This window comes from Pseudomonas sp. stari2, assembly GCF_040760005.1.
GTDB lineage: Bacteria > Pseudomonadota > Gammaproteobacteria > Pseudomonadales > Pseudomonadaceae > Aquipseudomonas.
The window spans coordinates 3,280,122-3,294,550 of the sequence record NZ_CP099760.1 but is presented as its reverse complement, the minus strand read 5'-3'; the positions used below and the strand labels follow the sequence as shown (position 1 = coordinate 3,294,550).

Annotated in this window: 12 protein-coding genes; 11 read left to right on the top strand and 1 reads right to left on the bottom strand. The window is 61.3% G+C overall.

From position 1 onward, the window contains the following. Nucleotides 1-3 precede the first annotated feature (3 nt). Nucleotides 4-1,599, top strand: coding sequence for an ABC transporter permease (locus tag NH234_RS14850; protein ID WP_367253211.1), 1,596 nt, complete (start codon nucleotides 4-6; stop codon nucleotides 1,597-1,599). Next, the gene (locus NH234_RS14845) at nucleotides 1,596-2,654 is read left to right on the top strand and encodes an ABC transporter ATP-binding protein (RefSeq protein ID WP_367253210.1); all 1,059 of its coding nucleotides are present in this window, start codon (nucleotides 1,596-1,598) and stop codon (nucleotides 2,652-2,654) included. Before NH234_RS14850 ends, NH234_RS14845 begins: the two co-directional genes overlap by 4 nt. Before the next feature lie 7 nt (nucleotides 2,655-2,661). On the opposite strand, the gene xerC is transcribed toward NH234_RS14845, so the two are convergent. Beyond that, complete coding sequence (xerC, locus tag NH234_RS14840; RefSeq protein ID WP_367253209.1) at nucleotides 2,662-3,600, bottom strand: tyrosine recombinase XerC; 939 nt, start codon at nucleotides 3,598-3,600, stop codon at nucleotides 2,662-2,664. 373 nt (nucleotides 3,601-3,973) lie between these two features. On the opposite strand from xerC, the gene arnB reads away from it, so the two are divergent. The 9 genes from arnB to NH234_RS14795 are packed head-to-tail and all read left to right on the top strand — an operon-like array spanning nucleotide 3,974 to nucleotide 14,384. Then, nucleotides 3,974-5,125: a UDP-4-amino-4-deoxy-L-arabinose aminotransferase gene (gene arnB / locus NH234_RS14835; RefSeq protein WP_085730869.1), complete on the top strand. Its 1,152-nt coding sequence runs from the start codon at nucleotides 3,974-3,976 to the stop codon at nucleotides 5,123-5,125. Then, a complete protein-coding gene (arnC, locus tag NH234_RS14830; protein ID WP_085730868.1) occupies nucleotides 5,122-6,144 on the top strand; it encodes an undecaprenyl-phosphate 4-deoxy-4-formamido-L-arabinose transferase in 1,023 nt (340 codons plus the stop codon). The genes arnB and arnC overlap by 4 nt, the downstream gene beginning before the upstream one ends. Further along, on the top strand, nucleotides 6,141-8,132 hold the full coding sequence (arnA, locus tag NH234_RS14825; RefSeq protein WP_085709967.1) for a bifunctional UDP-4-amino-4-deoxy-L-arabinose formyltransferase/UDP-glucuronic acid oxidase ArnA: 1,992 nt from the start codon (nucleotides 6,141-6,143) through the stop codon (nucleotides 8,130-8,132). The genes arnC and arnA overlap by 4 nt, the downstream gene beginning before the upstream one ends. Next, nucleotides 8,132-9,016 carry a 4-deoxy-4-formamido-L-arabinose-phosphoundecaprenol deformylase gene (arnD, locus tag NH234_RS14820; RefSeq protein ID WP_085730867.1) on the top strand — a complete coding sequence of 295 codons (885 nt, stop codon included), beginning with the start codon at nucleotides 8,132-8,134 and terminating at the stop codon, nucleotides 9,014-9,016. Before arnA ends, arnD begins: the two co-directional genes overlap by 1 nt. After that, nucleotides 9,013-10,662 (top strand): lipid IV(A) 4-amino-4-deoxy-L-arabinosyltransferase, encoded by a 1,650-nt coding sequence (arnT, locus tag NH234_RS14815; RefSeq protein WP_367253208.1) that lies wholly within the window; start codon nucleotides 9,013-9,015, stop codon nucleotides 10,660-10,662. The genes arnD and arnT overlap by 4 nt, the downstream gene beginning before the upstream one ends. Then, a complete protein-coding gene (arnE, locus tag NH234_RS14810) occupies nucleotides 10,659-11,003 on the top strand; it encodes a 4-amino-4-deoxy-L-arabinose-phosphoundecaprenol flippase subunit ArnE (RefSeq protein WP_065257283.1) in 345 nt (114 codons plus the stop codon). The genes arnT and arnE overlap by 4 nt, the downstream gene beginning before the upstream one ends. Then, a complete protein-coding gene (gene arnF / locus NH234_RS14805; protein WP_367253207.1) occupies nucleotides 11,000-11,413 on the top strand; it encodes a 4-amino-4-deoxy-L-arabinose-phosphoundecaprenol flippase subunit ArnF in 414 nt (137 codons plus the stop codon). The genes arnE and arnF overlap by 4 nt, the downstream gene beginning before the upstream one ends. Further along, nucleotides 11,410-12,789, top strand: coding sequence for a UDP-glucose/GDP-mannose dehydrogenase family protein (locus NH234_RS14800; protein ID WP_367253206.1), 1,380 nt, complete (start codon nucleotides 11,410-11,412; stop codon nucleotides 12,787-12,789). Before arnF ends, NH234_RS14800 begins: the two co-directional genes overlap by 4 nt. Continuing rightward, nucleotides 12,786-14,384: a glycosyltransferase family 39 protein gene (locus NH234_RS14795; RefSeq protein ID WP_085730863.1), complete on the top strand. Its 1,599-nt coding sequence runs from the start codon at nucleotides 12,786-12,788 to the stop codon at nucleotides 14,382-14,384. The genes NH234_RS14800 and NH234_RS14795 overlap by 4 nt, the downstream gene beginning before the upstream one ends. Nucleotides 14,385-14,429: the final 45 nt, after the last annotated feature.

Genomic DNA, 14,429 nt, shown 5'->3' with positions numbered 1-14,429 from the left:
TTGATGCCAGAAACTCTGCCGGCGGGGATCGCTGCGGCGCCCTCCGCCAACCTTTCACGCAGACCCCGCGCCCTCAATGGGCGCGGGAGCCCTTGGGTGGTCGTGCTAGCGATCGGTGTATCACTGCTGTCGTTACTGCCGATCGGCTTTGTCATCGGCGTGTCGTGGTACACCGGTTGGGCGACCATCGAAGCCTTGATCTTCCGCCCTCGGGTGGCCGAACTGCTGATCAACACCGTATTGCTGGTATTGATCACCCTGCCAATCTGCATTGTGCTTGGCATGACCCTCGCTTGGCTGACCGAACGCACCGACCTGCCCGGCCGGAGATTGTGGTCAGTGCTTGCGGTTGCACCGCTGGCCGTGCCTGCGTTCGTGCACAGCTATGCATGGGTCAGTCTGGTTCCGTCGATCAATGGACTGCCGGCCGGTGTGTTGGTGTCTGTGATCGCTTACTTTCCGTTTCTTTATTTGCCGATTGCGGCGACGTTACGTCGCCTCGACCCGGCAATTGAAGACGTGGCCGAATCCCTCGGACTGAAACCGTGGGCCGTGTTCTTCCGGGTAGTCTTGCCGCAATTGCGCCTGGCGATCTGTGGCGGTGCGCTGTTGGTGGGCCTGCACTTGCTGGCCGAATATGGCCTGTACGCGATGATCCGCTTCGACACCTTTACCACGGCCATTTTCGATCAGTTCAAATCCACCTTTAATGGCCCGGCAGCCAACATGCTCGCCAGTGTTCTGGCGCTGTGCTGTCTGGCGATGCTGACCGTGGAATCCGCCGCTCGTGGCCACGCGCGTTATGCCCGGGTCGGTTCCGGCAGCGCCCGCGAACAGCGGACCGTGCGCCTCAAACGTGGCACCGCCGCGCTGGGCCTGTGCCTGCAAGTTCTGACCTGCCTGCTGGCTCTCGGCGTCCCGATGCTGACTCTAGGCAAATGGCTGATCGCCGGCGGCGCGGAAGTCTGGCAAGGCGAAGAGTTGTTGCCAGCGTTGCTTCAGACCCTGTCGTTCGGCGTGGCCGGTGCAGTGTTGACCAGTCTGGCGGCGATTCCGATTGCCTGGCTGTCGATTCGCGCCCCCGGCAAGCTGCAACGTGTGCTGGAAGGCTGCAACTACATCACCAGCTCGCTGCCGGGGATTGTCGTGGCACTGGCGCTGGTCACCGTAACGATCCACTTCGCCCGTCCGATCTATCAGACCACCATCACCGTTCTGCTGGCGTACCTTTTGATGTTCCTGCCGCGGGCGCTGGTCAGCCTGCGTGCCGGTTTCGCCCAGGCGCCGGTGGAACTGGAAAATATCGCGCAAAGCCTCGGCCGTTCACCCCTGCGCGCCTTGTGGCTGATCACTCTGCGCCTGGCCGCGCCGGGTGCAGCGGCAGGTGCCGCGTTGGTGTTCCTGGCGATCACCAATGAATTGACCGCAACCCTGTTGCTCGCGCCCAACGGCACGCGCACCCTGGCCACCGGTTTCTGGGCCATGACCAGCGAAATCGACTACGCCGCCGCAGCGCCTTACGCGCTGTTGATGGTAGTGCTTTCGCTGCCGCTCACGGCCATCCTCTATCACCAATCCAGGCGCAGTGCCGGCCGATGAACGCTCTCGACATCATCAATCTCAGCAAATCCTTCGGCGCGCAAACCGCGCTGGACACCATCAACCTGTCCGTCCCGACCGGCAGTCGCACCGTGATCGTCGGCCCGTCTGGCTCCGGCAAGACCACGCTACTGCGGATGATCGCCGGATTCGAGTTTCCCGACGCCGGCAGCCTGATGCTCAACGGCCAGACGCTGGTCGACAGCACCCACGCCGTGCCCGCCTACCAGCGGCAGATCGGCTATGTTCCGCAGGATGGCGCGCTATTTCCACACATGACCGTGGCGGACAACATCGGTTTCGGACTGAGCGAAACCGGCAGCGCTCGAACTGAACGCATTCAGGCGTTGATGGACAGCGTGGCCCTGAACGCCAGCATGGCCGCACGCTGGCCTCATGAATTGTCCGGCGGCCAGCAGCAACGGGTGTCGCTCGCCCGGGCACTGGCCCAACAACCACGCCTGATGCTGCTGGATGAACCCTTTTCCGCCCTCGACACCGGCCTGCGCGGCGCCATGCGCAAAATGGTCGCCCGCCTGCTCGAAGAGGCCGGCGTGACCACAATTCTGGTCACCCACGACCAAAGCGAAGCGCTGTCGTTTGCCGATCAACTGGCGGTCATGCGTGACGGACGACTCGTGCAATCGGGGCATCCGATGGACCTCTACCGTTATCCGGACGACGAGCAGACCGCACGTTTTCTCGGCGAAGCGGTGGTCATGCCGGCGCGAATCGCGGCCGGCTGGGCCCATTGCGATCTTGGACGGATCGCGGTGAACAGCAACGGTTTCTCCGGGCCGGCGCAGATCATGCTGCGCCCGGAACAGCTTCAGCTGTCCGATGCGCCTGCCGATCAACGGGGCTGCAATGCTGTCGTCACCGAACGCGACTTCGGTGGCAATACCTGCACCCTGACGGTTGAACTGCGCGCCAGCATCAATGAAGAAGCCGGCCGTTCGCTACTGGTGCGCAGTACCGGAATGCACGCGCCACCGGCGGGCAGCGCGGTGCAACTGTCGATACTCGGGGCCGCCCACGTTTTCGAGGCATCCTGACGTTCAGCTACAGATCGAAACGATCCACGGCGCGACGCCGTTCATTGTCGTCGCGCACGTCGTAGTTGGCGGTCGTCTGGATATTGCTGTGATGCGCCAGTTTCTGGGCAATCGACAGATCGTGTTCTTCGATGACCCGAGTGATGAATGAGCGCCGGAAATCATGGGGCATGATCTTCACCCCGACCTGCGTGCCGCGCTGGCGGGCGATGTAATAGATCGCGTGTTTGGTGATGCGCTCGCGGGTGATGTGGCTGCCACGGCGAATGCGGTTGAACAGAAACGTATCGTCGCTTTCGCCTTCCTTGAGTTCTGAACGGCGAAACTCCAGCCAGGCATTCAGCTTGGCGAACGCCCAGGCCGGCGCGTACTTGATCAGTTGCTTGTTGCCCTTGGCGGTGACGCACAGGCTGCGTTCAGTGAAGTCCACCTGGTTCAAATCCAGATCCACCGACTCGGATTTACGCATGCCGGTGCCGTACAACAGCGCAATCACAGCCGCGTCACGCAACCCCTGCGGGCGCGGATCGGCGGCGCAGACTTCCATCAGTTCATGAATCAGCGTGCGCTTGAGATTGCGCCCCTGAGACAGTCGCGTGCCGGCCATGCCCTTGACCGAACGCATTTTCAAAAGATGATCCTGAGTGATCAGGCTCATGCGCCAGGCTTCGTTCATCACACCGCGAATGGCATTTACATAAAGTGAAGAGGTGTTGGGGGCATAGTTGTCTGCACGCAATGCTGCGACTAACGCCACAACATCTTCGGGTTGTAAGGCATGCCACGGAATGTCCTCGACATTCATGTCTTCAAAGCCGAGACGGTCGGCGGCATCCTGCAAAACGTAACGCATGGTGAGTTGGCTGGAAGGTGCCAAACGCGCCAGATACAAGGACAACGGATTACTTCTGATGGATTCTGAAGGGGTAACGGATAAGCTGCTCAAACGAAAGGCCTTGAGTAAAAACAGTCCAGCACAACAACTAACAACTGCAATGAACTTGATATAAAGAAGAGTCTTTTAGTAGGACTTTTCCAACAAAAGCCGCGGAAGTCTGAACAGCGGCTGTATGAATTTCAGATAAACGATTCGCCGACCGGTTTTTCATATTCCTTTCACAAAATCGGGAATAACCTTAGCTAGATAGGTCCTCAGTCGGTACCGCCCAACCTGCCGGGCAACGCCTGAAAAGTCAACCAAACCCCGACGTCATGCTTACCAAGCAACTCGTTGATGCAAAACCCGTTTTTTGTAGCTACGCTGGGATTGGATCCGATGAACAGATGGATCTGTCCATTTTTTTCGCAATGAGGTGTCCATGAGTCAGGCGTTTCTCCCCTTCTCTCGCCCGAGTATCGGCGATGAAGAAATTGCGGCCGTCGAGCAGGTACTGCGTTCGGGCTGGATAACCACCGGGCCGAAAAACCAGGCACTTGAAGAACAGTTCGCGCAGTACGTGGGTTGCAAGCACGCCGTTGCTCTCTCCTCCGCCACCGGCGGCATGCACATCACCCTGCTGGCCCTGGGCATCGGTCCCGGCGATGAAGTCATCACGCCGTCGCAGACCTGGGTCTCCACCGCCAACATGATTTCCCTGCTGGGCGCCACACCGGTGTTCGTCGATGTCGACCGCGACACCCTGATGACCGACGCGGCCCGCATCGAAGCGGCCATCACGCCGCGCACCAAAGCCATCATTCCCGTGCATTACGCCGGCGCCGCGTTCGATCTCGATCCGCTGTATGCCCTGGCCGACAAGCACGGCATCGCCGTAATCGAAGACGCCGCTCACGCTGCCGGTACCCGCTACAAGGGCCGCCACGTCGGTTCCCACGGCACGGCGATCTTCTCGTTCCACGCGATCAAGAACATGACCTGCGCCGAAGGCGCGATGTTCGTCACCGACGACGAAGCCCTGGCCAGCCGTGTACGCATGCTCAAGTTCCACGGTCTGGGCGTCGATGCCTACGATCGTCTGACCGGTGGCCGCAAGCCGCAAGCTCAGGTCATGGAGCCGGGCTTCAAGTACAACCTGGCCGACATCAACGCCGCCATTGCCCTGGTGCAACTGGAGCGCCTGGACGCCATTAATGCCCGCCGCACCGAGCTGGCCGGTCAGTACCTGCAAAAGCTCGAAGGCTTGCCAGTGCAGCCGCTGGCCGTGCCACAGCAATACGCCCAGCAACACGCCTGGCACCTGTTCATCCTGCGCATCGACAGCGAGCGCTGCGGGATGGATCGCGAGGCCTTCATGAAGGGCCTGCAGGAGCAAGGTATCGGCACCGGCATTCACTTCATTGCCACCCATCTGCACACCTGGTACCGCCAGCGTGACCCTGATCTGTATCTGCCCAACACCGAATGGAACTCGGCGCGGCTATGCTCAATTCCGCTGTTCCCCGACATGACCGACCAGGATCTGGATCGTGTTGTCGGTGCCATCGCCACCCTTATGGACAAACGCTCGTGAGACCTTACCCGATTAAATGCGTGTCGATCGTCATCCCGGTCTACAACGAACAGGACAGTCTGCCTGAGCTGCTTCGGCGCACAGAGGCAGCCTGCGCCCAGCTCAAACATGACTACGAAATCGTGCTGGTCGACGACGGCAGTCGCGACGAGTCGGCCAACATGCTCGAGGAAGCCGCCGGGCGTGAAAACAGTCCGTTCGTAGCCGTCATCCTCAACCGCAACTATGGCCAGCACGCCGCGATCATGGCCGGTTTCGAACAGTGCAAGGGCGACGTGGTGATCACCCTCGACGCCGACCTGCAAAACCCGCCGGAAGAAATTCCGCGCCTGGTGGCCGAGGCGGAGAAAGGCTATGACGTGGTCGGCACCGTGCGTGGCCATCGTCAGGATTCGGCGTTGCGCCGCTATCCGTCGAAGCTGATCAACCTGGCGGTGCAACGCTCCACCGGCGTGGCCATGAGCGACTACGGATGCATGCTGCGTGCCTATCGCCGCACCATCATCGACGCGATGCTCGCCTGCCGCGAACGCAGCACGTTCATTCCGATCCTGGCCAACAGCTTCGCTCGCCACACCACCGAAATCGTCGTGGCCCACGCCGAGCGTGAACACGGCGACTCGAAGTACAGCCCGATGCGCCTGATCAACCTGATGTTCGATCTGGTCACGTGCATGACCACCACGCCGCTGCGCCTGCTGAGCATCGTCGGCTTCGCGATGGCAGGCCTGGGCGCACTGTTCGCCGTTGCGCTGATCGTCCTGCGCCTGGCGTTCGGTGCAGTCTGGGCCGGTGACGGCACATTCGTACTGTTTGCGGTGCTGTTCGTGTTCACCGGTGGCCAGTTCATCGGCATGGGTCTGCTGGGTGAATACCTGGGACGCATGTACAGCGACGTGCGCGCCCGCCCGCGCTTCTTCATTGAAAAGGTGTTGCGCAGCCAGCCGGCCTCCCCGGCACCTGCGGTCACCGTTGACGGCCTTACTTCCAATTCCACTTCCGATCAGGTTCTCTCATGAGTGCAAAAACTGTTGTCTTCGCTTACCACGATATTGGCTGCGCCGGCATTGAAGCCCTGCTTAACAGCGGCTACGACATTGCAGCAGTGTTCACTCACGCCGACGATCCGAAAGAAAACGCCTTCTACGCCTCGGTTGCACAGCTGTGCGCCAGCAAAGGCATTCCGGTCCACGCCCCGGAAGACGCCAACCACCCGCTGTGGATCGAGCGCATCGCCAAGCTCGACCCTGAGTACATTTTCTCGTTCTACTACCGCAACCTGCTGAGCGAGCCGCTGCTGGCACTGGCCAAAAAAGGCGCGTTCAACCTGCACGGCTCGCTGCTGCCACGCTACCGTGGCCGCGCCCCGGCCAACTGGGTGCTGGTCAACGGCGAAACCGAAACCGGCGTCACCCTGCACCGCATGGTCAAGCGCGCCGATGCCGGCGCCATCGTTGCCCAGCAACGCGTTGCCATCGAGCGCAGCGATACCGGTCTGACCCTGCACGCCAAACTGCGCACTGCCGCCAGCGACCTGCTGCGCGACACCCTGCCGAACATGCTGCAAGGCAAAATCACCGAAACCCCGCAAGACGAATCCAAGGCCACCGTATTCGGTCGTCGTACGCCGGCGGACGGCAAACTGGTCTGGGCCAAACCGGCCGAGCAGCTGTTCAACCTGGTTCGCGCCGTGACCCGTCCGTACCCCGGCGCCTTCTGCGCCGTAGGCGAACACAAGCTGATCGTCTGGAGCGCCGAAGTCGTCAAGGGCAACGAAGGCCAGGCCCCTGGCCGTGTGATCAGCGTCGATCCGCTGCGCATCGCCTGCGGTGAAGATTCGCTGGTGATCAACGCCGGTCAGCGCAACGACAACGGTCTGTACCTGAGCGGCCCGCAACTGGCCAATGAACTGGGTCTGGTAGACGGTTCGCTGCTGCGCGGTGCTGAATCCGGCCGTGCGCCACGTCGCACCCGCGTGCTGATCCTGGGCGTCAACGGCTTCATCGGTAACCACCTGTCCGAGCGCCTGCTGCGTGACGACCGCTACGAGATCTATGGCCTGGACATCGGTTCCGACGCCATCGACCGTCTGCGCGACCACCCACGCTTCCACTTCGTCGAAGGCGACATCAGCATTCACTCCGAGTGGATCGAGTACCACATCAAGAAATGCGACGTGGTCCTGCCGCTGGTGGCGATCGCCACACCGATCGAATATACCCGCAACCCGCTGCGCGTGTTCGAACTGGACTTCGAAGAGAACCTGAAACTGGTTCGCTACTGCGTCAAGTACAACAAGCGCGTGATCTTCCCGTCGACCTCCGAAGTCTATGGCATGTGCCAGGACAAGAACTTCGACGAAGACAGCTCCAACCTGATCGTCGGCCCGATCAACAAGCAGCGCTGGATCTACTCGGTTTCCAAGCAACTGCTGGACCGCGTGATCTGGGCTTACGGCGCCAAAGGCCTGAACTTCACCCTGTTCCGTCCGTTCAACTGGATGGGCCCGCGTCTGGACCGTCTGGACTCGGCCCGTATCGGCAGCTCCCGCGCCATCACCCAACTGATCCTGAACCTGGTGGAAGGCACTCCGATCCGTCTGTTCGACGGCGGCGAGCAGAAGCGCTGCTTCACCGACATCGCCGACGGCGTCGAGGCGCTGGCCCGCATCATCGACAACGACAATGATGTCTGCAACGGCCAGATCATCAACATCGGCAACCCGGAAAACGAAGCCAGCATCCGTCAGCTGGGCGAAGAACTGCTGCGTCAGTTCGAAGCTCACCCGCTGCGCAGCAACTTCCCTCCGTTCGCCGGTTTCCGCGACGTGGAAAGCAAGGCGTTCTACGGTGCCGGTTACCAGGACGTGGAACACCGCAAGCCAAGCATCGCCAACGCCAAGCGCCTGCTGAACTGGGAGCCAACCGTGGAAATGCGCGAAACCATCGGCAACACCCTGGACTTCTTCCTGCGTGAAGCCATGCTCGAAATCGCGGACAAGCGTTAATGCAGGCAGGTCTTCGTATCGATGTCGATACCTACCGAGGCACCCGTGAAGGGGTGCCCCGGTTGCTGGAAATCCTCGACGAAGCGCAGGTCAAGGCAACGTTTTTCTTCAGTGTCGGCCCGGACAACATGGGCCGACATCTGTGGCGCCTGATCCGCCCGCAATTCCTCTGGAAAATGCTGCGTTCCAACGCCGCCGGCCTGTATGGCTGGGACATCCTGCTGGCCGGGACAGCCTGGCCGGGCAAACCGATCGGTCGCGACCTCGGGCACCTGATGCGTCAGGCCCGGGACGCCGGCCATGAAGTCGGCCTGCACGCCTGGGATCACCACGGCTGGCAGGCCAATGCCGGCACCTGGAGCGACGCGCAACTGATCGAACAGATCCGTCGCGGCGTCGACACCCTGAGCGACATCATCGGCGAGAAAATCCAGTGTTCGGCCGCCGCCGGATGGCGCGCGGACGAGCGTGTGGTCGAAGCCAAAGAGACCTTCGGTTTTCGCTATAACAGCGACTGCCGCGGGAATCGGCTGTTTCGACCACTGCTGGCCGATGGTTCAGTGGGTGCGCCGCAGATTCCGGTGGACATGCCGACCTTCGACGAAGTGGTCGGCCCGACCGTGGCGGCGAAGGACTTCAACGCCTTCATTCTTGACCGGTTCCGCCCGGACAACCTCAACAACTACACCATTCATGCCGAAGTAGAAGGGATTCTGATGGCCGAAGAGTTTCGCCGTTTGCTGGCCGATGCACGCCAGCGAGAAATCGAGTTCAAGCCTTTGGGCGATCTGTTGCCCGAGTTTCTCAACACATTGCCTGTCGGCCGTGTGCAGCGTGGCGTCCTCGAAGGCCGTGAAGGCTGGCTGGGAGTGCAAGGGGCATGAGCAAACGCTGGGCATTGCCGCTGCTGATCGGATTGTTTCTGCTTGCCTACCTGCTGCCGCTCGGCACCCATGGTCTGTGGATTCCCGATGAAACCCGTTACGCCCAGATCAGCCAGGACATGCTGCTGAGCGGCAACTGGGTGTCCCCGCATTTCATGGGCCTGCGTTATTTCGAGAAACCGATTGCCGGTTACTGGATGATCGCGCTCGGTCAGGAATTGTTCGGGCAGAACCTGTTCGGTGTGCGTTTCGCCTCGGCCCTCAGCACCGGATTGAGTGTGCTGTTGTGCTTCCTGGTTGCCCGTCGCCTGTGGAACGAGCCGCGCAAAAGCTTCATCTGCGCCCTCCTCTACATGAGCTTCACGGTGGTTGCCGGCCAGGCTGGTTATGCCAACCTCGATCCGCAATTCACCTTCTGGGTCAACCTGAGCCTCGTGGCCCTGTGGTTTGCTGTCGACAGTCGCAGCACCCGACAACGCGTGATCAGTTGGGCGGTCCTGGGGCTAGCCTGCGGCATGGGCTTCATGACCAAGGGGTTTCTCGCCTGGCTGCTGCCGGTGCTGGTCGCCCTGCCCTGGATGCTCTGGCAGAAACGCTGGCGTGAGCTGCTGATCTACGGCCCGGTGGCGGTTGCCGTGGCGATCGTCGTCAGCCTGCCGTGGGTGCTGGCCGTGCACAGTCAGGAACCGGATTACTGGCGGTTCTTCTTCTGGCACGAACACATCCGCCGTTTTGCCGGTGACGATGCCCAACACGACGCGCCTTGGTGGTTCTACCTGCCATTGCTGGTTGCCTTCAGCCTGCCGTGGGTCGGCATGCTGGTGCCGGCCTTCAAGCAAGCCTGGCAGACCCGTACCCAACCGGGCATCGCCTTCCTGCTGCTGTGGCTGGTGATGCCGCTGGCGTTTTTCAGCACCGCCAACGGCAAGCTGCCGACCTACATCCTGCCGTGTCTGCTGCCGCTGGCGCTGTTGCTGGGTCATGCCCTGGCCGACCGTTTGCGTCTGGAACAAGGCCGGGCCTTGAGCATCAACGGTTTGCTTAACCTGGTGCTGGGTGTCGTCACGCTGATCGCACTGGTTTACCTGCAACTGAAAAAACCGGTGTACGACCATGAGCTGCACAGCATGGTGCTGGTGTTCATTGCCCTGATCGGCTGGATCATCGCCAACCTTGCGCAAGCGTTTCTACCGCTGCAGTGCTGGGCCGCTCCGGCGCTCGGCAGTCTGCTGCTGATCGGCGTGCTGCCGGCCGCACTGCCGAAGTCGGTGGTGGCCAACAAGACTCCGGACCAGTTCATCCTGCATCACCTCGACGAACTGTCCGGCACCACGCACATGCTGAGCAACGATCTCGGTGCCGCTTCGGCACTGGCCTGGCGCCTGAAGCAACCCAAGGTGGCGTTGTACAACACCGTGGGCGAGCTGAAGTATGGCCTGAGCTATCCCGAAGGCGCCGAACAGCGGATCACCACCGATGAAGTCCAGCAGTGGGTACGCGATGCCCGCCGCACCGGCTCGGTCGGCGTGGTCATGCGGGTCAAGGGCGACGACGAGCTGCATGAAGTCGACCTGCTGCCCAAGGACGGCACCCGTTATGAGCAAGGCAACCTGGTGATCATCGTCCTGCCCAAGGATCCGTCATGAGCTGGTTGCTGTTGCTGACGGCGTGTCTGCTGACGTGTCTGGGCCAGGTTGCACAGAAGTACGCCGTGGAGAGCTGGCGTGGTGTCGACTCGTCCTGGGCCGACAAACTGCGCTCGCCGTGGCTGTGGCTGGCGCTGTTCGCACTCGGTTCGGGCCTGCTGGTCTGGCTGCTGGTGTTGCAACGCCTTGAAGTGGGCATCGCTTATCCGATGCTCAGCCTCAACTTTGTGCTGATCACCTTGATCGCGCGTTTCGTCTTTCGCGAACCGATCGATCGCCAGCACTGGATCGGCGTCGCACTGGTGATCGGCGGCGTGGCACTGCTGGGGCAACAATCATGAGCCAGCGACGCGGCATCGGCTTCGCCCTGGGCAGCGTATTGCTGGTCAGCGGCGCCCAACTGGGTATGCGCTGGAGCATGACGCGCCTTCCGCAGCCTGAACAATGGTTGTCAGCCCTGAGCGGCGGCAGCGTCGATCTGTCAGCGCTAGCGGTGGTCGTCACGGCCATTCTCGCCTACGCACTGTCGATGCTCTGCTGGCTCGCCGCCCTGCGCGACCTGCCGCTGGGCCGTGCTTATTCGCTGCTGAGCATCAGCTATGCGCTGGTGTACCTGTTGGCGGCCAGTCTGCCGCTCTTCAACGAATCCTTCAGTTTCACCAAATCACTGGGCGTGGCACTGGTCATGCTCGGTGTCATCACTATCAACACTCGTCCGGCACAAGCGCCCGATTTGAGGAGTGCTCCATGAAAATCACAGTATTTGGAAGCGGTTACGTCGGCCTGGTGCAAGCCGCGGTTCTGGCCGAGGTCGGCCATGATGTCGTGTGCATGGATATCGATCAGAAGAAGGTCGAGCTGCTCAGCCAGGGTCACGTCAGCATCTTCGAACCGGGCCTGTCGAGCCTGGTCCGTGAAGGCCTGGATTCCGGTCGTCTGCACTTCACTTCCGATGAGAAGACCGCCGTACTTCACGGTCGCGTGGCGTTCATTGCCGTGGGCACACCGTCCAGCGAGGATGGCTCGGCCGACCTGAAATACGTGCTGTCGGTAGGCGACGCCGTTGCCCGTCATCGCGAGCAACCGCTGATCCTGGTGGAAAAATCCACCGTACCGGTCGGCACTGGCGACACCCTGCGCGCCCATATTCAGGCCGCGCTGGACAAGACCGGTCGCGCGCTGCAGTTCGATATCGTCTCCAACCCGGAATTTCTCAAGGAAGGTTCGGCGGTCTCCGACTGCCGTCGTCCGGACCGCATCGTCATCGGCTGTGAAGGCGATGAAGTGCGCGACGTGATGCGCGACCTGTACTCGCCGTTCAACCGCAACCATGACCGCATCATGTTCATGGACCTGCGCAGTGCCGAGCTGACCAAGTACGCCGCCAACTGCATGCTGGCGACCAAGATCAGCTTCATCAACCAGATCGCCGAACTGGCCGAACACCTGGGCGCCGACATCGAGTCGGTACGCCAGGGCATCGGCGCCGACACGCGCATCGGTTACCACTTCATCTACCCGGGCTGCGGCTACGGCGGCTCGTGCTTCCCCAAAGACATGCGCGCGCTGATCCACAGTGCCGAACAGGCCCATTGCTCCAGCGACCTGCTGCAAGCGGTCGAAGCGATCAACGAACGCCAGAAGCACAAACTGTTCGACCGCATCAATGCGTTCTACAAAGGTGATCTGCGCGGCAAGACCTTCGCCCTGTGGGGCCTGGCGTTCAAGCCGAACACCGACGACATGCGCGATGCGCCAAGCCGCGTTCTGCTTGATTCGCTGTTCGCCGCCGGCGCCAGCGTTCGTGCCTTCGACCCGGAAGCGATGCAGGAAACCCAGCATCTGTACCCGAACGAAGAAAAACTGATGCTGATGGGCACCCCTGAATCGGTGCTGTCCGGTTCCGACGCGCTGATCATCTGCACCGAATGGCAGCAGTTCAAGGCGCCGGATTTCGACCTGATCCAGCAACGCCTCAAGGATCCGGTGATCTTCGACGGCCGTAACCTTTACGACGCCGAACGTCTGGCGCGCAATGGCTTCAAGTACTTCCCGATCGGCCGTGGGGATTCGCGCAAGCTGCCGATCCCGCTGCAACAATGGCCTAACTCCGCGGACGTCGCTTGATTACGTTGTCGCCTGCCATCCGCCGGCAGTCCCTGATCGCAGGGCTGCTGGCACTGCTGTTGTTTGTCGCCGGGGTTTACGGACAGGCACCCATTGGCTTTGATTCACGCTTTGTACTGTTTGCCCAGGAGATGTTGAGACACGGGCCGACGGTTTTCCCGACCACGTATGGCCAGCCGTACGCCGATTACTCAGCCGTTTCGACGCTGTTCATCTGGCTGTTGTCGCTGCCCTTCGGCGCGATCAATACCCTGACCGCGTGGCTGCCCAGCGCCATCGCCGGCGGGGTGATCGTGACTTTGATGTACCGCTTGCTGGCGGTGCATTCGCAGCGATGGGCATTGATCAGCATTGCGCTGCTGATGCTCACCAGCACCTTCATCACTGAAGTCCGCGCGGTGTCGCAAGACCTGATGCTGGCCGCCGTGGCGCTGTCGGTGTTCTACCTGGGCTATGCCCACGACCATTTCGGTTCCGGCCGACGCTGGCCGTTGATCTTTGCCCTGTTGTTACTGGGTTTCGGTATTCGCGGGCCGATCGGCCTTGTGGTGCCGACCGGCATGCTCTGCAGCTACTACCTGCTCAACCGTCAGTGGACACGGCTGTTGGTGTTCGGTGCACTGGCGTCGATACTGCTCGCCGCCTGCGTCGGTCTACTGTTGTTGCTGGCCAAGCTCAGCGGTGGAGAGGCCTTTCTGCAAGACGTGATCCGCATGCAGTTCATGGGGCGCATGGATGGCAGTGAGGGCGTCAGCGGTTCGCTGTATTACTTCACCAGTTCACTGGGCAACTACGCGCTGGCCTATCCACTGGCGCTGCTGGTGCTGGCGGCGGCATGGCTGAGCAAACCGCATCAGCGCGGGCCGGCCTTGCGGCTGGTGCAATATTGCGCGGCAGCCGGGTTGATCGTCATGGTCGGCCTGTCGATTCCACAGGCGAAGAAGGCGCGTTACCTGCTGCCGATGTTGCCGATGGCAGCGATCATCGCCGCGTATCCGTTCCAGGTGGCTCACGGACGGATATTCGCTTGGCTGCGCGGGATCATTCAGGCCCTGTGGCTGCTGACGCCACTGTTGTTGATCGTTGCCCTGCTGGTTGCGCGACGCAAGTTCCCGGAGCTGTTGACCGGTGTCATGCCGGTGCTGATCGTGCTGGGCCTGCTGCAACTGCTGGCGTTGTCACGACTGTGGAAGCCACGCGGGCGCGCCGAGGTGCTGGCCCTGAGCGCGGTACTGGCGTTGTGGACGGTCTATGCCGCCGTATTCGAGCCGGTGGAACGCGCGCTTTATGACACCCGTTCTTTCAGTCGTGCTGCGTTCGCTCAGATTCAACAGAACCCGGCGCCACTGGTGCTGCACGGCATGGGCAAGGACGCCAAGGCGATCAAGTTCATGGTCAACGTCGAACAGGACCTGCAACCGCAGTTCACCGAAACTGTTCAGCAACTGGAAGCGCTCGATGGCCCGGCCTGGCTGATCATGGACAGCAAAGACCTGCAATCGCTGCAAGGTACGCCGCTGGCCAGCCTGCAACCGGTCTTGAGCGGGCGTTTCGACAAGAATGATTACGTACTGTTGTACCTGAAACCCTTGTAGACCTCGTTGAAGGCTGCGATCTTGCGGATTTTCCCAGGATCACAG